At 68.0% G+C, this 22,793-nt stretch carries 19 protein-coding genes; 5 read left to right on the forward strand and 14 right to left on the reverse strand.

Annotated elements, in window-relative coordinates; all coding sequences use genetic code 11:
* Window positions 1-59: 59 nt before the first annotated feature.
* From JLDANKMP_RS11310 to JLDANKMP_RS11350, 9 genes are all read right to left on the reverse strand, one after another.
* Complete coding sequence (locus JLDANKMP_RS11310; RefSeq protein ID WP_212561120.1) at window positions 60-1,706, reverse strand: CsgG/HfaB family protein; 1,647 nt, start codon at window positions 1,704-1,706, stop codon at window positions 60-62.
* A gap of 16 nt (window positions 1,707-1,722) precedes the next feature.
* Entirely contained in the window at window positions 1,723-2,400 is a 678-nt protein-coding gene (locus tag JLDANKMP_RS11315) for a hypothetical protein (protein WP_099523796.1), read from the reverse strand.
* Window positions 2,401-2,497: 97 nt separating this feature from the next.
* On the reverse strand, window positions 2,498-3,598 hold the full coding sequence (locus JLDANKMP_RS11320) for a hypothetical protein (protein ID WP_005407892.1): 1,101 nt from the start codon (window positions 3,596-3,598) through the stop codon (window positions 2,498-2,500).
* Window positions 3,589-4,785 carry a hypothetical protein gene (locus tag JLDANKMP_RS11325; protein ID WP_212561121.1) on the reverse strand — a complete coding sequence of 399 codons (1,197 nt, stop codon included), beginning with the start codon at window positions 4,783-4,785 and terminating at the stop codon, window positions 3,589-3,591. The genes JLDANKMP_RS11320 and JLDANKMP_RS11325 overlap by 10 nt, the downstream gene beginning before the upstream one ends.
* A 107-nt stretch (window positions 4,786-4,892) precedes the next feature.
* The gene (locus JLDANKMP_RS11330) at window positions 4,893-6,155 is read right to left on the reverse strand and encodes a sigma-70 family RNA polymerase sigma factor (protein WP_212561122.1); all 1,263 of its coding nucleotides are present in this window, start codon (window positions 6,153-6,155) and stop codon (window positions 4,893-4,895) included.
* A 45-nt stretch (window positions 6,156-6,200) separates the two neighbouring features.
* The gene (locus JLDANKMP_RS11335; protein WP_049460675.1) at window positions 6,201-6,557 is read right to left on the reverse strand and encodes a DUF1428 domain-containing protein; all 357 of its coding nucleotides are present in this window, start codon (window positions 6,555-6,557) and stop codon (window positions 6,201-6,203) included.
* A 24-nt stretch (window positions 6,558-6,581) separates the two neighbouring features.
* Window positions 6,582-6,992 carry a VOC family protein gene (locus JLDANKMP_RS11340; RefSeq protein WP_212561123.1) on the reverse strand — a complete coding sequence of 137 codons (411 nt, stop codon included), beginning with the start codon at window positions 6,990-6,992 and terminating at the stop codon, window positions 6,582-6,584.
* A gap of 34 nt (window positions 6,993-7,026) precedes the next feature.
* Window positions 7,027-7,449, reverse strand: a complete 423-nt coding sequence (locus tag JLDANKMP_RS11345) for a VOC family protein (protein WP_005407887.1) — start codon at window positions 7,447-7,449, stop codon at window positions 7,027-7,029.
* Between the two features lie 67 nt (window positions 7,450-7,516).
* Window positions 7,517-7,930 carry a YciI family protein gene (locus tag JLDANKMP_RS11350; protein ID WP_065184048.1) on the reverse strand — a complete coding sequence of 138 codons (414 nt, stop codon included), beginning with the start codon at window positions 7,928-7,930 and terminating at the stop codon, window positions 7,517-7,519.
* Window positions 7,931-8,658: 728 nt separating this feature from the next.
* Between JLDANKMP_RS11350 and JLDANKMP_RS11355 the strand changes: the two genes are divergently transcribed.
* On the forward strand, window positions 8,659-9,066 hold the full coding sequence (locus JLDANKMP_RS11355; RefSeq protein ID WP_111189825.1) for a YciI family protein: 408 nt from the start codon (window positions 8,659-8,661) through the stop codon (window positions 9,064-9,066).
* On the opposite strand, the gene JLDANKMP_RS11360 is transcribed toward JLDANKMP_RS11355, so the two are convergent.
* On the reverse strand, window positions 9,044-11,125 hold the full coding sequence (locus JLDANKMP_RS11360) for an NHL repeat-containing protein (protein WP_212561124.1): 2,082 nt from the start codon (window positions 11,123-11,125) through the stop codon (window positions 9,044-9,046). The genes JLDANKMP_RS11355 and JLDANKMP_RS11360 overlap by 23 nt on opposite strands.
* A 165-nt stretch (window positions 11,126-11,290) precedes the next feature.
* Between JLDANKMP_RS11360 and JLDANKMP_RS11365 the strand changes: the two genes are divergently transcribed.
* Window positions 11,291-12,811, forward strand: coding sequence for a hypothetical protein (locus tag JLDANKMP_RS11365; RefSeq protein ID WP_212561125.1), 1,521 nt, complete (start codon window positions 11,291-11,293; stop codon window positions 12,809-12,811).
* Between the two features lie 48 nt (window positions 12,812-12,859).
* On the opposite strand, the gene JLDANKMP_RS11370 is transcribed toward JLDANKMP_RS11365, so the two are convergent.
* Both JLDANKMP_RS11370 and cycA read right to left on the reverse strand, forming a co-directional pair.
* Entirely contained in the window at window positions 12,860-13,636 is a 777-nt protein-coding gene (locus JLDANKMP_RS11370) for a lytic transglycosylase domain-containing protein (RefSeq protein WP_212561126.1), read from the reverse strand.
* A 231-nt stretch (window positions 13,637-13,867) separates the two neighbouring features.
* On the reverse strand, window positions 13,868-15,241 hold the full coding sequence (cycA, locus tag JLDANKMP_RS11375) for a D-serine/D-alanine/glycine transporter (RefSeq protein ID WP_249336873.1): 1,374 nt from the start codon (window positions 15,239-15,241) through the stop codon (window positions 13,868-13,870).
* 230 nt (window positions 15,242-15,471) lie between these two features.
* On the opposite strand from cycA, the gene JLDANKMP_RS11380 reads away from it, so the two are divergent.
* Entirely contained in the window at window positions 15,472-17,088 is a 1,617-nt protein-coding gene (locus JLDANKMP_RS11380; RefSeq protein WP_005412097.1) for an EAL domain-containing protein, read from the forward strand.
* A 321-nt stretch (window positions 17,089-17,409) separates the two neighbouring features.
* On the opposite strand, the gene JLDANKMP_RS11385 is transcribed toward JLDANKMP_RS11380, so the two are convergent.
* The gene (locus JLDANKMP_RS11385) at window positions 17,410-18,594 is read right to left on the reverse strand and encodes an MFS transporter (RefSeq protein ID WP_212561127.1); all 1,185 of its coding nucleotides are present in this window, start codon (window positions 18,592-18,594) and stop codon (window positions 17,410-17,412) included.
* Window positions 18,591-19,769 carry a serine hydrolase domain-containing protein gene (locus tag JLDANKMP_RS11390; protein ID WP_212561128.1) on the reverse strand — a complete coding sequence of 393 codons (1,179 nt, stop codon included), beginning with the start codon at window positions 19,767-19,769 and terminating at the stop codon, window positions 18,591-18,593. The genes JLDANKMP_RS11385 and JLDANKMP_RS11390 overlap by 4 nt, the downstream gene beginning before the upstream one ends.
* A 229-nt stretch (window positions 19,770-19,998) precedes the next feature.
* Between JLDANKMP_RS11390 and JLDANKMP_RS11395 the strand changes: the two genes are divergently transcribed.
* Together JLDANKMP_RS11395 and JLDANKMP_RS11400 are read left to right on the forward strand one after the other, a co-directional pair.
* Window positions 19,999-20,898: a LysR family transcriptional regulator gene (locus JLDANKMP_RS11395; RefSeq protein WP_212561129.1), complete on the forward strand. Its 900-nt coding sequence runs from the start codon at window positions 19,999-20,001 to the stop codon at window positions 20,896-20,898.
* 225 nt (window positions 20,899-21,123) lie between these two features.
* Window positions 21,124-22,731, forward strand: coding sequence for an ATP-binding cassette domain-containing protein (locus JLDANKMP_RS11400; RefSeq protein ID WP_212561130.1), 1,608 nt, complete (start codon window positions 21,124-21,126; stop codon window positions 22,729-22,731).
* Window positions 22,732-22,793 lie beyond the last annotated feature (62 nt).

The following is a 22,793-nucleotide window of genomic DNA, read 5'->3' on the forward strand; positions in this document are numbered from 1 at the left end:
TCAGATCCCTTTCCCGGCGGGAAAGGGCTCTGACCCCATCGGTGTGTTGCTTGAGCCTGTTACCAGTTCGGGTCTTCGGCCGGCGCGGCAGCGGGCTTGGGCTTCGGCTTGGCGGCCGGGCGTGCGGCAGCTGCGGGAGCGGCCGAGGCAGTCGCACCTGCGGCGGCGGCGGCCGGCTTGCTGCCCAGCTTCTGGCGCAGTTCGATCTGGCCCGGACGGAAACCGCCGCGCATCGCGTCGACGCCGTCTTCGATGGTGCCGTACGAGGTCTGTGCAGCGACGCGGTCGATGCGGATGGTGCAGCACGGGTGTTCGCTGCGGCCCAGCGAGCGGCCGGTCTGCGGGTCCTTCAGTTCTTCGCCCAGGCGCACGGCCTGCCAGCGCTGGCCGGCCTGCACGGTGTCACCGCCCTGGCTCAGCACCACCTGGTCACCGTCCACCGAGACCACCGACACCGGAAACAGCGTGGTGACGATGCTGGTGCCGATCTGGTCCGACAGCGATTCCATCATCGCCGCGGCCATGTTGCGGCCGTTGACCACGCGCGGCAGGGTGCTGGGGCCGGTCGAGGCCAGCTGGTGGTCGAAGCTGTCGGACATCACCACCTGGCCGGTAGTGGCGTTGATCAGGCGCAGGGTGATGCGGCCGCCACCGGAGTACGAGGTCACCTGGCGGTCGGACATGCGCAGGTTGCGCACGCTGCGCGGGTACTCGAAGCGTTCGATGGTCGGTATCAGGATCAGGTCGGTCGCCAGCTGCTGGCCCACGCGCGCGGTGTCCTGCAGGCGCACGTTGCCGCTGTTGATGTGGTCGATCTCGGCCTGCAGTTCGTCGCCGAACTCGCGGTCCAGCACGATGAAGCGCTGGGTCTGGGTCAGCGTGTCGGACAGGCGCGCACGGATCGCGTCGGCCACTTCATCGGCATCCACGCGGCCATCGCCTACGGCGTAGCTGCCGGCCTTGGTGCGCGGCAGTGCAACCACGATCTTCGGCTTGCCCTGCTCGTCCGGCGCGCGGTACTGGGCGATCTGCGCGCGCACGCGCACCTTCCAGTAGCTGCGCATGCTGCGGTGGGTCACGTCGGAATCGAACGAGCTTGCACCACGCTTGGCATCGACGCTGACCTTCTCGTCGTAGCTTTCCCTGACGCTGGCCGAGGCCGAACCGCTCTTGGCCGAGGCTTCGCCGGACGCATTGGCCGACGCCGAGCCCTTGAAGCTCCAGCCTTCATCGCTGGCGCGCACGCGGGCGATGGTTTCCTCGTCCAGCTGCCGCACTTCATCCTGCGACAGGATTTCATAGCCCAGCACCGCGCCCTGCGAGCCGGCGATCATCTGCTGGGTGAACGCGTCGGCGCGGATATCGCCGACGTGTTCGCCATCCACATCCACATGCAGGCCTGCGCGCAGGCCCTGCATCTGGCTGGCCACGCGTACGCCGTTGACCTGCGCCACGGCCGACTGCAGCGCCGCCAGCACCGCCAGTTCCGGGGTGCTGCCGATGCCGTCGGCTTCGCGCGCGACCTGGGTGGTGCCGCCGAAATCCGGCGTGCCACGCAGGGGCGCTGCTTCCACTGGCGCATTGCTGGCCAGTGCACTGGTTGCCTTGTCCTTGGCGGGCGCGGCGGCCGGGGTGTCCTGCTTGCCGCAGGCTGCAAGCAGCGCGGCGGCCAGGCCCAGGCCGATCAAACGGGTTGTCATACGCATGGAGATTCGCCTCGGATCAGATCGAGTCGAGCATCGAGTCGGCGTTGGACGGCACCTTCACCTTGCTCTTCCTGGCGAAGGTCACGGCCGACTTGGTCGAACCGTACAGGCCCTGGATGAAGCCCGGCGATTCCTTGGCCACCCATGCGCCCGCTGCCAGCTTGCGGCCAACGGTGGCCAGCTGGGTCGCGCCCAGGTTCTTCATGCCGGCGGTGAAGCTGCTGGCTTCGCCGCCCAGCTTCTGTGCTTCGGCCGCCGAAGACAGCAGCGAGACCAGGCCTTCGGCGTAGTGCTGCTTGGATTCAGCGTTCAGTTCCGGCTGAGCGGCCTGGCGCTCGTTGATCGCGGCCTGCGCAGCTTCGCTGACCGACACCGACTTCTTCATCGCATCGACGCTGACCGAACCCGACGACAGCGCCTGGCGCTCGGCTTCCAGCAGCTGCACCTGCTCGGCCAGGCCGAAGGCGCGGGCGAACGAAGTCTGGGCCTGCAGCGAGTGCGACTGCGAGCTGACGAAACGACGCACCAGCGCTTCCTGCGCGGCTTCATCCGGAGCGGCGGCGCTGGAGGCGCTGCTGCTGGAGGTGCCTGTGGCGGCACCGGCCAGGTCCTTCAGCTTGCCCAGGCCCGCGTGGGCCGGCATCGACAGGGTGGCGGCAGCGATGGCCACGACAAGAGCGGTATTGCGGATCATATGAGTGTCCTTTGGGAGAGACGGCCGCGAAGCGGCACGTGGGAATCGGTAACCCCAGCGCGATGCCGAGCGAGCTCGGCACCCACCGGGTGGCGGATCAGCGGACTGCCTTGACGTTCAGTTCGTTGATCATCTGCTGGGCGGCCTTCTCGGCAGCCAGCTGCAGGGCATTGGTACGGGCCACGGTTTCATTCGGGCCGGTGCCGGAGAACTGCACCGGGCCCACCGACGACACGGTGCGCGGGAAACGACCGGTCACGTCCAGCACCTTGCCGGTGACCGTGACGAACACGCGGGTGTTGCCGCTGGCCGGATCGCGGTCGCGCATGCCGACGTCGAGGGTACCGACGGCGATGTAGGGGATGTTGGCCGCACGGATGCCGTTGGCGGTATCGCGCAGGGTGGCGGCAGACAGGTCGTTGCCGGTGCTGAAGTCCTTGCGGATGCGCTCGATGCTCAGCAGGCCGCGCGATTCGCCTTCCACATACTCGGCTTCAACCACTTCGTAGCCGGCGGCGCTGAAGGCACCGGTCATCGCAGTGTTCACTTCAGCGGCATTGGCCACCTTCCAGCTGATGTTGTCGCTGCGCTGGGTGGTGCTGCCACCGCTGGTGACCGACACCGAACCGTTCTGGTTGATGCTGCCGTTGGTGCTGACCGAGTTGCCACGGAAGCTGTCGCCTTCACGGGTGTTCTCGCTGTAGCTGCTGCTGGCGTCGACGCGGCGGTATTCCTTGTCCTGGAACGACTGCACGGTGTCCTGCGAGCGTGCCATGAACAGGAAGGTCAGCAGCGAACGCTGCGCGGCGGTGGCACCGGCCACGGCCGAACCTGCGTCCAGCTTGGTCTGCAGCAGCGTGGTGTTGATCTCGGCGCGGACAGTGACGGTGTAGGTCTTGGCCTTCTTGTCTTCGGTGTCCGACAGCGGCACGGCGCTGAGCACATAACGGTCGATCTCGCCGATGAACTCGGCGCGGCGGGCTTCGAACAGGCGCAGCTTGGCCGCACCGGTTTCAGCGATGTACGCCTCCAGTGCATTGACCTTGGCCTTGTTCAGGGCCTGGGCGCGGGTGTCGGCGCTCAGGCGCAGGCCGTAGCTGGCCGAACCGGTACCGCGCGAACTCGCGGTCTGCGCGGCGACCGGCGAGGCCACCACCAGCGCGATGAGGATGAGCAGGATGGTACGCATCAACGACATGACTTGATCAACTCCTGGAGGGCTTGGGTCTGCTGCTGCAACGGGCGGCCGCCCGGCTTCTGTTCGTCCAGCCATGCGCGCGAATCGGCACGCTTGGCGGCGGCGCCGGCGAAGGCATCGAAGCCGGCCAGCAGGGTTTCGTAGCTGGCCGACCATTGGTCGACCTGCCACTGCGTGACCGGCACCACCTTGGTGGCGCCCTTGCGCAGCGGCTGTTCGAAATAGACCTTGCCGGAGAACGGTTCGGTCACTTTGGCGGTGAAGAATGCGCCGAACAGCATCGTCTTCATCGCCGGGGTTTCATTGATGACGCCGTTCTTCAGCGCATCGACCTGCACAGTGATGACGTAGTCCGGCTCGGGGATCTTCAGCTGGTAGACCTTGCCGTCGGCAAAGCGGGCGGCCATCGCACCACCGATCGCCTGGCCCGAGGCCGGCGGCAGCAGGCCGACGCCGGTATTGGACGACAGCGTCTTGGACAGTTCATGGGCCAGCGTGGCGCGCAGCGGGCTTTCCCACTTCGGGTCGGGCAGCTTGGCGCGGACCGCGTCGGACAGGGTTACGCCACCGACCTGCAGGCGACGCACGGCGGCATCGGGCAGCTTGGCCTGGGCGAGACTGGCGGCCAGCACCTGCGACAGGCTGGTATCGGCGCTGCCGTACAGCAGATCGGCGACGATCGCATCGATATCGTCGTTGTCCGGCCGGTAATCCTGCACGTCGATGCGCTGCAGGGTCAGCGGATAGGACGCGATCACCTGGCGCTCGCGGAAATCGAAGAACAGTGCCTGCAGGGCCACTTCCACCAGCACTTTGTACTGGTTGCCGATCGGCTCGACCGAGACCAGTTCGCGGTCCAGTGCGGCGGCCAGCACCGTCGCGCTGGTGGTGCCGTCGAGCATCGCCACCGGCTGGTCGATCAGCTCCAGGTTCGCCGGCGGCCGGCGCTTGAGCGCCTGCGCCAGGGTCTGGTTCAGCGGGATCAGGCCGCGCTTTTCCAGCACGGCATGCGCATGCGGCGTGGTCGCCTGCACGGCAGCGGCATCCGCGGTATAGGCAAAACCGGCCCAGTAGGCCTGCTGCGATTTGTCAGCCGCCTGCGCGGCCATCGGCCACACGGCCAGGCACAGGGCACAGGCAAGCAGGCGCGCAAAAGCGCGCGATGCGCTCTTCGTCCTTGAATACATCCAACCGCTCCTCGGTCAATACGCACGGAATGCGGACGCTGATGCGTCCGCTGGGCGCGAAACATAGCCGCTCAGGCGCCTGCCGACAAGTGCTGCGTTCGTCGCAGTCACTCCTGGGGCGGCAGTCCGGCCCGTTGGCGCAGCAGGCCCCGCTCCGCCTGGTTCTGGCTGAGTCTGGCGGCTTCGGCAAAAGCATGACGTGCGTCGAGGTCGCGCCCCAGCGCCTGTAGTATCTCCGCGCGGACGACCTCCAGAGGGGCATAGTCGCGCAGACGTGCATCCACCAGCAGCGGCTGCAGTTGTGCCCACGCAGCGAACGCGCCCTCGCTGCGCAGCACCGCCACGACCCGATTCAAAGCGACAACCGGCGAAGGCATCACCTGCAGCAACCGGGTATAGAGCGAAGCGATACGTGGCCAGTCGGTGGCTTCAGCCCGACGCGCAGCCGCATGGCAGGCGGCGATGCGCGCCTGCAGTACATAGGGATCATCAGCACCACCGGCGGCCAGCGCGCGGGCCAGCACCTGCTGCCCGCGTTCGATCTGCAGCCAGTCCCAGCGCGCGCGGTTCTGCTGGTCCAGCAGCACCGGCGCGCCCTGCGCGTCGGTCCGTGCCGCAGCACGCGATGCCTGCAGTTCCATCAGTGCCAGCAGACCCAGCACCGGCGGCATCGGCAGCCGGTACGCCAGGATGCGTGCGAGCCGCAGTGCCTCCTCGCAGAGCGCCGGGCGCATCCAGTCATCGCCGGCGCTGGCCGCGTAACCTTCATTGAAGACCAGGTAGATCGCCTCCAGCACCGAAGCCAGCCGCTCGGGCATCGCGTCCGCGCGCGGCAGCTCATAGGGCACCTGCTTCTGCGCCAAGGTGCGCTTGGCGCGCACGATGCGCTGGGCGATGGTCGGCTCGGGCTGCAGGAACGCACGTGCGATCTCGACGGTGGTCAGGCCACCGAGCAGGCGCAGGGTCAGTGCCACCCGCGCATCGGCCGGCAGCACCGGATGGCAGGCCACGAACATCAACCGCAGCAGATCGTCACCCAGGTCATCCTCCAGCGCCTGGCTGTCATCCGGTGCCGGCAGCGCCGCTGGGTGCAGTTCCTCGCCCCACCGCGCATGCTGCTGCGCCACGCGCTGGTGTTGGCGCAGCACATCAATGGCACGGTTGCGCGCAGTGGTCATCAGCCAGGCTCCGGGGTTGTCCGGGATGCCCTGTTCCGGCCAGCGCTCCAGCGCGGCCAGCCAGGTGTCCTGGGCCAGCTCCTCGGCACGGCCGACATCGCCCCCGAGCAGCCGCGCCAGGCGCGCGATCAACACCGGCGACTCCATCCGCCAGAGGGTTTCCAGACGCTGCGTCAGTGCGGGATCGGGCATGCGCCGATCACAGCACGCACGCCCGGCCCGCACAAGCGCCGCAGCTCACGCTTCAACAATCGGCTTGAAGCCACCCCAGAACATGCGCCTGGTATCGAACGGCATGTCCTTCGGGCCCAGCGACGCCAGCCGCGGGTCGGCCATTACCCTGGCGTTGATGCGGTCGCGCGCCGCGCGCGAACGGAACACCACGAAGGAGACGATCACCGTTTCGCCGGGCTTTGCCTTGACCGCACGCGGGAACGAGGTGCTCTTGCCCGGATCCACATCGTCAGCCACGCATTCCATGTACTGCAGCGCGCCATGGTCCTTCCACACCGCACCGGCCTTGCGGGCAAGGCGGCGGTAGGCCGCCACCTTGTCCTGTGGGCACGGCAGCACGTAAGCATCCACGTAAGCCATGAGGGTTCTCCCTTGCGGCGGCCGTCAGCCCGGCTCGCCGTCCATGTGTGCGATTTCCCAGAGATGGCCATCCAGGTCCTGGAACCCGCGCTGGTACATGAAGCCGTAGTCGCGCGCCGGCTGCGGTTCGCTGGCACCTGCAGCCAGTGCCTTGTCCACCAAGTCGTCAACTGCCTCGCGACTGGGGGCCGAGAGCGCATTGATCACTTCCGTGTGAGTGTGTGCATCGGCAATCGGCTTGTTGGTGAACTGCTGGAAAAAAGGTTGGGTCAGCAGCATCACGTAGATGCTCTCGCTGATGACCATGCCAGCCGCATCGTCATTGGTGTAGGTGGGATTGAAGCTGTAGCCCAACGCGGTGAAGAACGCCTTCGACTTCTCCAGGTCCTGCACGGGCAGGTTGACGAAGATCATCTGCGGTTGTGGTGCGCTCATCGGTGAAGCTCCTTGCGAATGACAAAAAGGGGGATCAGGGCTGCTTCATGCAGTTGACCATCCACGGCTTGCCGTAGCGGTCGATCAGCATGCCCCAGCGGTGGGCCCAGAACGTTTCGGCAATCGGCATCTGCACCTGGCCACCCTCGGCCAGTGCAGCGAACACGCGTTCGGCTTCTTCGATGCTGTCGACGTCGACATTGATGGTGGTCGAGCCACCCTCGCCGCCGCCGGGACCGTCGGCCGCCATCACGATGGCGCTGCCGATCTCCAGCTGGCTGTGCGCGACGTGGTCCAGGGTTTCCGGCGGCATCTCGTTGCAGCCCGGTGAGCCATCGGAGGGCGGCATGTCGCGGTATTTCATTTCCGAAGTGACCTGGCCACCCAGTGCCTTGGCGTAGAACGCCATCGCCTCATGGGCCTGGCCGCTGAAGCCGAGGAAGGGAATCAGTTTCATGGCAATACTCCGTTGTGCGGTTCAGGGCAGTAGTGCCGGGTCGGGCCCGGCAGGGAGATGAATCGGGTCAACCTTCCAGCTGTGCACGCAGACGCTGTTCCTGCTGCTGTAAGTCGGGGGTGAAGGCTTCACCGAAGTCTTCGGCGGAAATCAGCGGGCGCAGCTCCAGCGTGCCGCCACTGTTGAACGGCGCGCGGCTGGCCCATTCAACGGCCTCGTCCAGCGAGCGCACGTCCCACAGCCAGAAGCCGGCGATCTGGTCGCCGGCGGGGCCGAACGGACCGGCCTCGACCCTGGGTGCGCCGCTGCCGAAGTGAATGCGGCGACCGCGCTGGGTGGCGTGCAGGCCTTCACCGGCCAGCATGATGCCGGCGGCCACCAGTTGTTCGTTGAAGGCGCCCATTTCGGACAGTTCCTGTTCGCTGGGCATGCGGCCGGCTTCGGAGTCGGCGTTGGCCTTCACGATCACCATCACTTTCATTGCGGTCTCCCGTGGGGACGCGTGGTGCGTGCCCTTCATTGGGTACAACGAACCAGGGGGCTGGGAATCGACACGTCTGTTGGAAATTTTTTTCTTGCGCGGAAAGCGTGCCTTCGGCGGAGGTCGGCGAACGGCGGAGCCCCTCCGTGGTGGGGTTGGGTTGGTCGCTGAAAGCTCGGGTTCATGGGTTTGGCCGGGTGGGGAGGCAGGGCAGGGGACGCTGCAAGTACGTCCATGTAAGCTCGGTCGCCGCATCCATGCGGCTCACGCCCCTGCCCTGCCTCCCCACCCGGCCTTGGACAGTTTCCTGCCTCCGGCACGCACCACGGGAAGATCAAGAAAAAAGGCAAAAGCAAAAGCAAAAACAACGGCGATTGGCTGGCGGGCTCGGCTTTGCGAGCGAAGCGACCCGCTTTTGCTCTTGTTTGTGATTTTCCGTGGTGGACGCCGCAGGAAACTGTCCAGGGCCGGGTGGGTAGGCGGGGCGGGGGTGTCCGCGGCATGGATGCCGCGGCCAAGCCCCCATGGACGGGTTTACGGCGTCCCCCGACCCGCCTACCCACCCGGCCAACCGCCAGAAACCCAGCTTTCAGCGACCAACCCAACCCCACCACGGAGGGGCTCCGCCGTTCGCCGATCCCCGCCGAAGGCGCCGCCTCCCGCGCTGCAACATGCCCACGCGCAATCCTGCGCGATCATGGACACTCCGCCCCCGCCAGGACCGTGCCATGCAGCAGTACCTGCTTCTGATCTACATCGAGCCTGCCCTGCTGCAGGCCCTGCCCATCGAAGAATTCAATGCGCTGATGCGCGACTGCCTGGCCCACGCCGACAAGCTGCAGGCCGAGGGCACGCTGCTGGCCGCGCAGAAGCTGCAGCCGGTCGACACCGCGCAGACCCTGCGCGTGCGTGATGGCAACAGCCGTGTTCTCGATGGCCCGTTCGCCGAAACCCGCGAACTGCTGGCCGGCTTCAACCTGATCGTCGCCCGCGACCGCGACGAAGCCATGCGCATCGCCCGCGACTTCCCCTGGGCGCGCTTCGGCAGCATCGAGGTGCGGCCGCTGGAAGACATGGACGCCGAGCGCGAACGCTGCGGCGCCCCGGCTGCCGCTATGGCAGCAGCCGTACTCTGATCTCGCGCGGGCCGACGCCTTCGTTGCCGCTGTAATCGCGCACGCTGGCGCGCACGATGTACTCGCCCGGCGGCAACGCCGCCGGCTGCCAGCGTCCGGTTTCCATCAGGCCATCACGCACGGTATTGGTGGCCAGGTAGCGGAACCGGGTTACCGCGCTGCCATGCACGGTGATGCCGCTGTCCGGTGCGTAGGCCACGCGCACCGCTTCCTTCTGCGGCGGCATGCGGTTGAACACGATGTTCCAGCGCGGCTGCTCGTAACCCTGCAGCGGCTGTCCGCCGGCATCGAGGATCTGGTAGCCCACCTGGTACATGCCCAGACGGCGGCGCGGCAGGTTGTTGTCGACCTGGTCCCAGGCCTCGATCACGATCTGCACGCCGCGGCCCTGGCGCGCCACCATCACCACGCCATCGCTGCCGGCGGCCATCGGCTGGTCGTTGTCGTCCAGCAGCGCCACATCGGTGATGCGCGGTGCGAAGTGGTCGGCGTAGTTGTGGAAGCCCAGCGCCACGGCTTTGGTCTCGAAACCACCGGTACCCACGGCCAGGTGCACGTGCGCCTGGTTGTTGATGCTGCCCAGGCGGTCGCCGACGTGGATGCGCATGCCGCGGCGCACGCGCATCCGCTCCAGCTTGCCCTGCTCGTCATACAACGCCTGCCAGCGCGCATCGTAGGGCTCATCGCGCGGGGTGCGGCCGACCCGCATGTGGATGTACTTGAGGCGGTCCACCGCCAGGCCCTCGGCCTGCTCACCCAGGCTCCAGGCGGCCACCGGGCTGCTGATCTTGCCCTCGGCAATCGCCAGTACGGTCTGGCCCACATCACCGCGCACGTCGAAACCGCCATGCAGGTGGTGGCGGCTCTCGCCGGTGAAGTTGCCGCGCACCTCACCCAGCGTACCGACCACTTCATGCCAACCGTCCTGCGGTGCCAGCGGCCAGCGACCGCCCGTCTCCGGCAACGCCGCATCGGCAGCCGGGCCGACCAGTGCCGGTGCCGGCAGTTCGCCCACCGGCAGCGGGCGCAGGCGATGCAGGCGGTAGCTGGCGGCGTCGGCCACCAGCACGCTGCCATCGGCATCCAGCGCCAACCCGCTCGGGCGGGCCAGGCGCGGCAGGCGGCCATTGCCGACCAGCGCGATCTGGTGGCCCTGCGGCGTCACCTGCACGATGCGGCCATCAAGATCGCCCACGTACAGCACACCGTCGTGCGTGGTGGCCAGCGACAGCGGCCCATTGATCACGCCACCGGCGGCGACCACGGTGCTCACCGTGCCGTCGGCGCCTACGCGGCGCACCGCGTTGTTGAACAGGTCGGCCACCAGCAGCGCGCCCTGCGCATCGAAGGCCAACGCCACCGGCGTGTCGAAGCGCGCAGCGGCGCCGGTGCCATCGGCCAGGCCCGGCCGATCGCCGCCGGCCAGGGTGCGCACGTTGCCATCGGTACCGATCACCCGGATGCGGTCATTGAAGGTATCGGCCACGTAGACCTGGCCCTGCGCATCCACTGCGATGCCCATCGGCGCATCGAAGCGTGCCTGCGCGGCAGGGCCATCGGCGTGGCCCTGTTCGCCACCGGCCAGCGTGGTCACCTGGCCATCGGTGCCGATGCGGCGGATGGCATGGTTGCCGGTGTCGGCCACATACAGGTTGCCCTGCGCGTCGGCGGCAATGCCCGACGGCGTATTGAAACTGGCCTGCAGTGCCGGGCCATCAACGCGCCCCTCGCCCTGCCCGGCCACCGTTTCAACGCGACCATCGGGCAAGCGGCGGCGGATCCGGTTGTTGTCGCCGGCATCGGTGAAATAAACGCTGCCATCGGCACTGCGCAGCAACGCGTACGGATCGGCGAAACGTGCCTGCGCGGACGCGCCATCGCGGTCACCCGGGTGGCCATCGCCGGCCAGCGGTTCGATCTGCGCGGTCCACGCCAGCGGCGTTGGAACCGGACCCGCCGGTTCAGCCAGCGTATGCAGCGGTGTCTCCCACCAGGTTGCGGCCAATGCCACTACCGTCGCCAATGCTACGCCTGCCGCCATCCATTGCCACCGTGCCATCGTGCTGCGCTGCCTGCCTGCTGTCTGAAGAGGCACCGACAATAGTCGCTGAACGCACGATCCGCCATGGCCAATCGTGCGGTCAAACGCCAGAGTTCCATCCATCGCGCTTGTTCTCGCTGGCTGCAGCGGGTTCAATGCGGTTCCCACGGATGGAAATCCTCCATGCCCCGCATCCTCCCCGTCGCCGCCCTGCTGATTGCCGCATTGGCCAGCACATCCGCCACTGCTTCGATCACGGTGGTACCGCAGAAGCCGTCCGTCACCGCCGATGCGATGCACCAGGCCTATGCCACGCGATGGGATGAAGCCATCCAGCAGTCGCGCAGTGGCAACACGCTGGGCGCACTGATCGCAATGGAACGGCTGATGGAAGATCCGATGCTGGATGACTTCGATGCCGAACACCGCGGCCGCGCCGCGCAGGTGGCCGGCTGGACCGCAATGGTGCAGAAGAAGCCGGAGCAGGCCCGACGCTACCTGCAGCGCGCGCAGGAAGCACTGCCGGACGACGCGCAGATCCTGCTGACCCTGGTCTCGGTGGAACTGTCCGAGAACCAACCGGCACCTGCCACGAAGCACCTGGTGCAGGCGCTGAAGCATGCCGACGCGCCGTTGCCGGTGGACCACCACGCGATCAACTACCTGCAGTTCCGCCTGCGGGACCAGCCCCAGCAGCGCATGGAACTGCTGCAGGCGCTGTTCGACAACGGCTGGAAGAGCGGCGGCCTGGAACCCACCGGGCTGTGGCTGGCACTGGCCACGCTGCAGGCCGACAACGACCGTGGCGACAGGATTCCCGCCACGCTGGCGCGCATCACCGGCCCCGCCGAGATCATCCGCCTGCGCAGTGACAAGCGGTTTGATCGCTATGTCGACCGCGCCGATGCCCGCTTCGATCCGGTGCAGGCTGCACAGAAACACCTCGACGAACTGCGGGTCTCCGGCCTGCTCGACCGGGCGCTGGACGCACGCATGGCCGAGTTCAGCAGTACGCTGCTGATGCTGGACCGCAACGAGGAAGTGCTGGCACTGACCGATGGCATGGCCGGTGCGGCGGCCGAAGGTGAGTCGCCCTCGGCGGCGGAAGCCGAATGGGTGGCATGGCTGCTCAACAGCCGGCTTACGGCGCTGCGCCGGTTGGGCCGTACCGACGATGCGCTGGCCACAGCCAGGCTGGCCGCACGCATCGGTGCGCTGGGCCCGGATGGTGCCGAGCACCAGTTCAACGTCGGCTTCGTGCTCAGTTCGCTGGGCCGCATGCAGGACGCTGCTGCCGCAGTGAATGACATGCCAGGCCTGGCCGGTTACGGCAAGGCGGCCCAGGCACTGCTGCAGTTCGCTGCCGCCCGCGAACGCGGCGATGCCCAGGCAGTGGAAGCCGCCCGCTCGGTGATCCTTGCCCAGCGCGACGACGCACGCCTGTTCCATCGCGAGATGCTGCTGGACGAAGGCAACCTGGACGGCGCAGCCGCAGTGCTGATCGAACAGCTGCGCTCCCCCACCGACCGTGGCGAGACGCTGGCCTCCCTGCAGGACATGCGCACCTACCCCTCGCTGCCCGGTGACGTGAAGATCGATGCGGCCTGGCGTGCGCTGAAGCAGCGCGCCGACGTGCAGGCCGAGGTGGCACGCGTCGGCCGCGTTGAGCGCTACGACCTGGTCAGCGCTTCCACTTCGCGCTGAGCCGATTTTCTGTGGCGCCGAGCGTGGGCTCGGCACTACACCTTCCGCCTAGCGGGCTGGCACCTCGGTACGGATGCCCATCGCTTCGCGGTAGCGCGCGTACAGGGCCATCACCTTGTCCACATAGGCCAGGGTTTCGGCGTAGGGCGGCACGCCCTTGTAGCGGGTGACTGCACCGATGCCCGCGTTGTAGGCGGCCGCCGCCAACGGGCGATCGCCGTTGTAGCGGCGCAGCAGCGCGCGCATGTAGCGCGCGCCGCCCTCGATCGACTGCTGCGGCGAAAACGGATCGCGCACGCCATATTCCTGTGCGGTCTCCGGCATCAACTGCATCACGCCCTGTGCGCCCTTGGTCGAGACCGCCAGCGCATCGAAGTTGCTTTCGGCATGGGCAATCGCGCGCAGCCATGCGTCATCGACACCCGTGGCCTTGGCCGCGGCCTTGAACTGCTTGGCGTGCTGCGCCAACTGCGGCTTGCCGACCTTGCCCAGGCCTTCGTGGGCAGGTTCGCCCGGCGGCGTGGCCACTGTGAACTTCAGGAACACCCGCGAGCCGGGCAGGTTGCGGGTGGAGTAGACCAGCGCGCCATCCTGCTCGCGCTCGTACAGCACGCCGCTGAACACGCCCATGTTGCCCCACAGGTTCGGGGCCTGGATGGCGTTGTCGTCGATTTCCTTCGGGGTGCAGCGTGAACCGGGTTCCGGCGCGGTGGCCAGGCTGACGGTGTTGCCCTGCACGCAGCGGTAGACGGTGCGCGCGGCGGCCAGCCCGGGCCACAGGCTGGGCAGCAGCAACAGCGCAAGCAGGAGAGGGTGACGGGGCATGGCGGCCGGATCATCCGGCCGCGCCCGCTAATGTTGGGTGAATGGGGGCCGGCAGGGCTGCGCCCTGCACCCGCGCCGGCGCCGGCGCCGGCGCCCGCGGCGGTAGAGTCGACGGTCAGCCGACTATCGCGCGCAGCGCGGGGTTTTCCGGAAGCCCACGGGAGAGCAGTCGACTAACAGTCGACTCTTCCGACGTTCCCGATTTCGGCCTTGCCGCCCCCGCATCCCCGGTCATTTCGCGGTCCTGCGGCGCACCCAATACCCCACGCCCAGCAGCACGAACCACACCGGGCTGGCGATCAACGCCTGGCGGGTGTCGGCCTGCAGGCTCAGCAGCACCAGCACGGCGGCGAAGAACACCAGGCAGGCCCAGCACATGGCAACACCGCCGGGCATCTTGAAGATCGATGCGGCATGGCGCTCCGGATAGCGGCGGCGATAGGCCATGTAGGCCACCAGAATCAGCGACCAGACGAAGATGAACAGCACCGTCGCCAGCGTCGTCACCAGGGTGAAGGCGGCTACCAGGTTCGGAATCAGGTAGATCAGCAGCGTGCCACCGAGCAGGCACAGGCACGAGAACAGCAGACCACGGGCGGGCACGGCGGCGCGTGACAACTTCGACAACCCGCGCGGGGCGTGGCCCTCTTCGGCCAGGCCGTACAGCATGCGGCTGGTGGAGAAGATGCCGCTGTTGGCCGAGGACGTGGCCGAGGTCAGCACCACGAAATTGATCAGGCTGGCGGCGGCAGGGATGCCGGCGAGCACGAACAGCTGCACGAACGGGCTCTTGTCCGGCACCACCTGGCGCCACGGGGTGACGGCCATGATCGCGATCAGCGCCAGCACGTAGAAGATGATGATGCGTACCGGGATCGAGTTGATCGCCTTGGGCAGGTTGCGCTCGGGGTCGGCGGTTTCGGCGGCGGTGGTGCCGACCAGCTCGATGCCGACAAAGGCGAACACCGCAATCTGGAAGCCGGCGAAGAAACCGACCAGGCCCATCGGGAACATGCCGCCGTCGTTCCACAGGTTCGACAGCGACGCGGTGTGGCCGCTGGGCGAGGTGAAGCCCCACGCCACCAGGCCGGCGCCGGTGATGATCAGCGCGCAGATCGCCACGATCTTGATCAGCGCGAACCAGAATTCCATTTCGCCGAACAGCTTCACCGTCACCAGGTTCAGCGACAGCAGCAGCATCACGCACGCCAGCGCCGGCTTCCAGGCGTCAAGCCCGGGGAACCAGAACTGCGCGTAGGCGGCAATGGCGATCACATCGGCGATGGCGGTGACGATCCAGCAGAACCAGTACGTCCATCCACAGAAGAAGCCGGCCCAGGGGCCGAGCAGGTCGGTGGAGAAATCGATGAAGGATTTGTACTGCAGGTTGGAAAGCAGCAGCTCGCCCATCGCGCGCATCACGAAGAACAGCATCGCGCCGATGATCAGGTAGACGAAGACGATGGACGGGCCGGCCAGGCTGATGGTCTTGCCCGACCCCATGAACAGGCCGGTACCGATGGCACCGCCGATGGCGATCAGTTGCAGGTGGCGGTTGGACAGGCTGCGGCGCAGGTGCTCGGGGGGCGTTGCGGGCTCGGTCATGGGCGCGGGCAAAAGGGCGGGCGAAGCGTTCGACGGTAGTCCTCCGCAGGCCGGAGCGCCAGCGTCGGATGGGCCGATCCCGTCAAACTTGGCCGCTTTCATCACAATGTGACCGAATACCGGATTCATCCCATTCCGCCCGGCCCGGCGCCATGCTCAGATAGCCGCACCTGCCCAAGGATCGGCCCGACCATGCGCCCTGCCCCGCCCGCCCCGCTGGAGCCCCGGCCATGAGCCGGCTGCGCGTGATCATCGGCGGCACCGCACTGGCGCTGCTGGCCGCAGCCGTGCCGATCGCGGTGATGGCCTACGCCACCTGGGACCGTGCGGTCAGTGTCGAGCAGCAGCGCCTGCGCGACATCGCCGGCCGCACCCTGCGCCGCGCCGACCAGTCCTACCTGGAAGCGCTGGCCGCGTTGAAGTCCGCCGAGGCCGGCGCCTACGATCCGTGCGGGCCGGACCACATCCGGCGCATGCAGACGCTGGTGATGACCTCGCCGTCGGTCGACCAGATGGGCTACTTCGAGGGTGGCAAGCTGCGCTGCACGTCGTGGGGCCCGTTCCTGTCCGACGTCAACCAGCCCAGGTCCGACCACGTCACCAGTGATGGCGCCGGCATCGCCGTGGATGTGCGCCCCGAGGCAAGCGGACGGCGCCAGGTCCTGTCGATCCTGTATGGCAACTACGACGTGCTGGTCGATCCGCGCCGCTTCGTCGATGTCATCGCCGACCCGAACGTGCGCCTTGCCCTGGCCAGCCCGGACGGCCGCCTCCTGGCCAGGCAGGACGGCATGGATCCGGCATTGCTGGAAACCCTGCTGCGCGCGCCCGGTGAGGGCCTGGACCACAACACCCTGTACGCCACCGCGCGCAACGAAGAGTGGCTGGCGATCGCAACCACGCCACGTACCGCGCTTGCCGCGACCTTCCGCCAGCAGGCCTGGCTGTTCGTGCCGATCGGCGTTCTGCTGGCCGCCATCGGTGCCGGCCTGGTGATCTGGCTGTCGCGTCGCCGCCTGTCCCTGCGCGGCGAGCTGGCCACGGCGATCCGCCGCCGCGAGCTGTACCTGCACTATCAACCCATCATCGAACTGGATACCGGCATCTGCGTCGGCGCCGAGGCGCTGGTACGCTGGCAGCGCCCGGATGGCACCCAGGTGCGGCCGGACCTGTTCATTCCGCTGGCCGAAGAGGCCGGCATGATCGCCGCAGTCACCGATCTGGTGATCGAGAACGTGGTGCGCGACATGCGCGAACTGCTGGTGGCCGACCGCAGCGCGCACATTGCGATCAACCTGGCCGCCGAAGACATCAGCAGCGGCCGTGCGCTGAAGATGATCTCCAAGCACATGGCCGGCAGCGGCATCCTGCCGCAGCAGATCTGGATGGAAGCCACCGAGCGCGGCTTCCTCGATCTGGACCGCGCCCGCACGATGCTGGCACAGGCACGTCGGGCCGGGCACAGCGTGGCCATCGATGATTTCGGCGTCGGCTTCTCCAGCCTGCAGTACCTGGAGCAGCTGCCGCTTGATGCGCTGAAGATCGACAAGTCGTTCATCGATGCGATCGGCACCGAGAGCGCGACCAGCCCGGTGACGCCGCACATCATCGACATGGCCAAGGAGCTGGGCCTGTGGGTGGTGGCCGAGGGCGTGGAAACCGAGGCACAGCTGGCGTACCTGCATACCCGGAAGGTCGAGTTCGCGCAGGGCTGGCTGTTCTCGCGGCCGCTGCCACGGGATGAGTTCGTGGCGTTCCACCACAAGCGGCAGCAGCGCTATGGCGCGGCGCGGGAGCACATGCAGAATCCGCGCAGCGTGCCGATCGAGCGTGAGGGGGTGGAGTAGGACGGCGAACGGCGGAGCCCCTCGTGGCGGGTCGCGTATTGCTATCCCAGGGCTGGCCGGGACGGTCGGGTTCGCGGGGGACGCCGTAAACCCGTCCGTGGGGGCTTGGCCGCGGCATCCATGCCGCGGACACCCCCGCGAACCCGACCGTCCCGGCCTCTGACAGGTTCCGGCGGCGTCCCGCCACGGAATCAACGGAAGAAGGCAAAAGCAAAGGCAAACGCGGGTCGCTGCGCTCGGTGGATCCACGCCATGCGTGGATGGCGGGGACCACGGTAGTGCCGGCCGCTGGCCGGCACCTCCGTAACGTTTGCTCTGGGCCTACGCCCAGGCCTTCGGCCGTGCCAGCAGCCACGCCACGCTCACTGCCAGCAGCAGCAACGGCAGCCATCCCAACTGGTTCGGGCCGCCCGCCTGCAGCAGCACACCCCCTGCAACGCCTCCGGCGGCGATGGCGAGGTTCCAGCCGGTCACCAGCATCGACTGCGCCAGATCCGCGGCGGCACCCGCACGCCGTGCCAATGCGGTCTGGAACAACGTAGGCACCGCACCGAAGGCCACGCCCCACAGGATCGTCGCCAGCAGCAGCGCGGTCGCGTCGCCCGGCCACAGCAGCAGCGCCAGCACCGGCACGATGAAGCCGATCACCGCCGCCCACACCAGCGTGCGCAGATGACGGTCCACGCCCCAGCCGGCAATGCCGATGCCGGCGATGGCGGCCACGCCAAAGGCCAGCAGCAGACGGTCCAGCCACGGGCCGGCGCCGGCCTCCACCGCCAGCGGTTCGATGTAGGTGTAGAGCACGTTGTGCGCCAGCACGTACAGCACCATCACCAGCAGTGCACTGCGCACGCCCGGCATGCGCCACACCGTGCCCAGCGGTATGCGCCGGCCAGCACCGGCGGCGGGCAAGGCCGGCAGTGCCCAACGCGCATACACCAGCAGCCCCACGCCCAGCACGCTCATCAGCGCGAACGCCCAACGCCAGCCGATCTGCTGGCCCAGCAAGGTGCCCGCCGGTACGCCCAGTGACAGCGCCAACGGCGATCCGACCATCGCCACCGCGATTGCCCTGCCCTGCAGCGACGGCACCACCATGCGCGCGGCGTAACCGGCCACCAGCGACCACAGCAGGCCACCACTCACGCCGGCCAGGAAACGCGCGGCCAGGATCAGCGGATAACTGCTGCTCAGTGCGGTCAGCGTGTTGACCAGCACGAAGCCGGCAATCGCAGCGAGCAGCAAGGGGCGTCGCGGCAGGCGCTGGGTCAGTGCGGTCATCGGCAAGGCGGCCATCACCGAGCCCAGTGCGTACACGCTGACCAGCTGGCCGACCGCCGCATCACTCACACCGAGGCTGTCGCCCATCGGCCGCAGTACACCGGCCGGCAGGGTCTCGGTCAGCAGAGTGATGAAGCCGCCACCGGCCAACGCCAGCAGGCCGGCCCATGGCAGGCGCGTGGCTTCACCGGCGGGGCTGGCTGCATCGATGGCATGGCCGCTCATCGGGCGGCCTCCAGATCGGCGTAGACCGCATCACGCAGCTCATCGACGAAGGCGCCATCCATGCCTTCGTACAGGGTGTTGGTCAGCGCCACCACGCTGAGCCCACGCGCAGGATCGACAAACCAGCTGTGCCCGTAGGCGCCGCCCCAACGCCATGTACCTGCGTTCTGCGGCGTGCCGCTTGCGGCCGCATCGCGCAGCACCGCAAAGCCCAGGCCGAAGCCCCAGCCGGCCGGTTCCGGCGGTCCCTGCTCGCCGACCTGCGGGCTGGCCATCTCCGCTGCCAGTGCGGACGGCAGCAGGCCTGAACGCTGCACATCACGCAAGGCTTCCAGCACCGCCATCACGTCATCGGCGGTACCGACCAGGCCGGCCCCGGCCGAGGGGAAACGGCTGGCGTCGGTGGCGCGCGCGAGGCTGTATTCGATGCCGACCGTACCCTCGAACGGAGCGACCACCTCGCCTTCCTGCAGGCGATGCGGCTGCGGCGCGTCGCTTACATAGGGCGTGGCCAAGCGTGCCGCGTTGCGCGCAGCAAAGGCGGTGTCGCGCAGGCCCAGCGGTGCGGCCAGCAAGCGCTCGTACAGTGCCTGCAGCGTTTCACCCGTCGCTGCTTCGGCAACGGCACCGGCAACGTCCACGCCCAGCGAGTAGAGCCATTGGCTGCCCGGCGCGAACAGCAGTGGCGCCTGCGCGATGCGGCGCACGTTGTCGGCCAGGGAGAGCGGGTTCGCGTCCAGGCCATCGCTGACCCCAGCGCGCGCATACGGGCCGTCGGCATCGGCTTCGAGGAAGCGATAGCCCAACCCGCTACTGTGGCTGAGCAGTTGGCGCAGGCTGATCGGCGGCGTGCTGCCGTCGGCCAGTGCCGGGCGGAAGTCCGGCAGCCAGCGCTGCACCGGCATATCGAGGTCGAGCACGCCCTCTGCTACCAGGCGCAGGATCACCGTGGTCAGCAGCGGCTTGCTCACAGATGCCAGCCGGAACAACTGGTCGCGCTGCATCGGTGTGGCCGACTCGCGATCGGCCAGCCCGGTCGCGCTGGCGTGGCGCAGCACACCGTGCTCGCGCACCAGCACCACCGCACCGACCAGGCGCTGCGGGTGCACCTGCTGCAGCAGCCGCTGCACCGATGGCAGTGTCGGCGTGGGTTCAAGGGAAGGAGCGGCATTCATCGCGGGAATCCGTGGGGGAGAGGCCCGCCACGTTAGGCAGCACGGCGCAGCGCAAAAAGCCGGTTGCCGCTCCGGGCATCATGGACCGTGCAGTCCGCAATCGGCATGATGGCCGGAACTGCTAGGCCGTAACGGCCCCCGCACCACCCCGCACCACAGTGTTGCGATGGCGGAGCCGTCCACTACGGCCGCGCCGACCTACCCTGCCGCTTTCATTGCCCACACGCCCATGTCAGTCCTGGACAACCTCGCCAACCTGCAGACCTTCGTGCACGCGGCCGATACCCGCAGCTTCGTCGAGACCGGACGCCTGCAGGGCATCTCGGCCTCGGCCGCCGGCAAATGCGTTGCCCGCCTGGAACAGGCATTGGGCGTGCGCCTGTTCCACCGCAGCACGCGCAGCATCACCCTCACTGCCGAAGGCCAGCTGTTCCTGCCGCGTTGCCGGCGCATCCTCGACGAGCGCGATGCCGCACGCACCGAACTGGCACAACCGCACGCCATGCCTCGCGGCACGCTGCGCATCGGCCTGCCACTGGTGGGCGACCTGACCCTGCCGCTGATGGCCGAGTTCATGGCAGCCTATCCCGATATCCGCCTCGACCTCGATTTCAGCGATCGGCTGGTCGACGTCATCGAGGAAGGTTTCGATGCCGTGCTGCGCGTCGGCGAGCCCAGCGACTCACGCATGAACGCACGACGCCTGGGCGTGTTCCCACGCCGCATCGTCGCCTCGCCGGCGTACCTGCAGCGGCGCGGCACGCCGCGCACACCGGCCGATCTGATGCAGCACACGCTGCTGCACTATCGCTTCCCCAGTACCGGCAAGCTGGAACTGTGGCCGATCCACTGGCCCGACCAGGAAACACCGCAGGAACTGCCGGTGCACATGGTGGCCAACACCATCGAAGCGCGCGTGGCATTGGCCCTGCGTGACATCGGCCTGGCCTTCGTGCCGGTGCACTCGGTGCGCGATGCGTTGGCCGATGGCCGGCTGGTCACCGTGCTGGACGAGCATGTGCATTCCTGCGGCATCTTCCACCTGTTGTGGCCCTCCGGCCGCCACGTGCTACCGAAACTGCGGGTTTTCATCGACTTCGTCAGCGCACGCCTGGAAACTGTGCCCTAGGCGATCGATCCACCCCATGCCCGGCCCACAGTAGATTCACGCCATGCGTGGATGCCTTTGTAGAGTCGCGCCATCAAACCATTCAGCCAGCCCCGCTATACTGGCCCCTCATTCCTCCCAGAGGCTCGCGACCAATGCGCCATTGATGCCGCCGTCTTCCCACCAGACGGCCTGACTCTTCCCGCCCCTGCGCGCAGGGGAGACCCCGGCATCCATGGAGGTCGCATGACCCCGCATTCCCTCACGCTCGATCGCGTGTCGTATCGATTGGCCGACGGCCGCCCGCTGTTTTCCGATCTGACGTTTTCCTTCGAACCGGTCGCCACCGGCCTGGTCGGTGCCAATGGCGCCGGCAAGAGCGTGCTCGCACGCCTGCTGGCCGGCCGGTTGCTGCCCGACACTGGCCAGGTGCGCGGCACCGGCCGCGTGTTCCTGTTGCCGACGCCCGGCTATCCACCCGCCGGCACGGTCGGTGAACTGGCCGGCGTCGGCGCGGAACTGGCCGCACTGCAACGCATCGAAGCCGGCAGCGTGGACGAGGCCGACTTCGCCTGCGTCGGCGACCGCTGGGATCTGCGCGAACGCCTGCAGCAGCAATGGCAGGCGCTTCGGCTGCCCGACGATCTCGATCCCGCCCAGCCGGCCGCGCGCCTCAGTGGTGGCCAGGCCATGCAGGTCGCGCTGTCCGGTGCCTGGGCCAGCGGTGCCGATTGGCTGATCCTGGACGAACCCAGCAACCACCTCGATGCACGCCATCGCCAACAGCTGTACGAGCAGTTGCAGCAGTGGCGCGGTGGCCTGCTGGTGATCAGTCATGATCGCGAGCTGCTGGCGCACATGCAGCAGATCGTCGAACTCGATGGGCGCGGGCTGCATCGTTACGGCGGACCGTGGCAGCACTATGCCGATGCGCGCGCCGCCGAGCGCGAAGCTGCCGCCGCCCAGCTCGACCATGCGCGCGCCCAGCACCGCCAGCAGCAACGCAGCGCGCGCGAACAGCACGAACGGCAACAACAACGCCAGGCGCGTGGCAACCGCGATGCGAAGCAGGCCAACCAGGCCCCGATCCTGCTCGGCCGGCAGAAGCAGCGCGCCGAGGCCAGCCACGGCCGCGCACAACAGGTGCAGGCCGAACGCCTGCAGGCCAGCGCAGAGCATCTGCGCGCAGCGGCATCGGCGGTGCACGCGGCGCCGGAACTGGCACTGTTCGCCGGTGCGGGTGACCGTGGCAGCACGCGCCTGCTACAGGCCGAGGCGCTGGTGCTGCCACATGGCTGCAGTGCACCGTTGCAGCTGGAGATCCGCCGCGGCCAGCGCATCGCCGTGGTCGGTGACAACGGCAGCGGCAAATCGACCCTGCTGCGTGTGCTGGCCGGCCAGCTGCCTGCACGCAGTGGCGCCGTGCAACGGCATGCGCCACTGGCCCTGCTCGACCAGCAGCTGCTGGGGTTGTCCGGCGAGCGCAGCATCCTCGACACCGTGCAGGCCGCCAACCCGGGCGCGGACCCAGGCGAGCTGCGCACGCGGCTGGCCCTGCTCGGGCTGGATGCACAGCGCATCCAGCGGGCAGCCCGCAGCCTCAGCGATGGCGAACGCGTGAAAGGTGCGCTGGCCAGCGTGCTGTACGCCGATCCCGCGCCCCAGCTGTTGCTGTTGGACGAACCCGGCAATGCGCTGGATCTGAGCGCATTGCAGGCGTTGGAGGAACTGCTTGCGGCGTGGCCGGGCGCGCTGGTGATGGTCAGCCACGACCGGCACCTGCTGCAGGCATTGCGACCGACGCAGGTGTTGCAGGTCACCGCCAACCACTGGCAATGGCGCGACAGTCTGTAGAGTCAAGCCATGCTCGACTCCGCCATGCATCCATCCACGCATGACGTATCGACCAGGGGGTA

Origin of the sequence: Stenotrophomonas sp. PE591, from assembly GCF_018320795.1 — a bacterium.
Taxonomy (GTDB): Bacteria; Pseudomonadota; Gammaproteobacteria; order Xanthomonadales; family Xanthomonadaceae; genus Stenotrophomonas; species Stenotrophomonas maltophilia.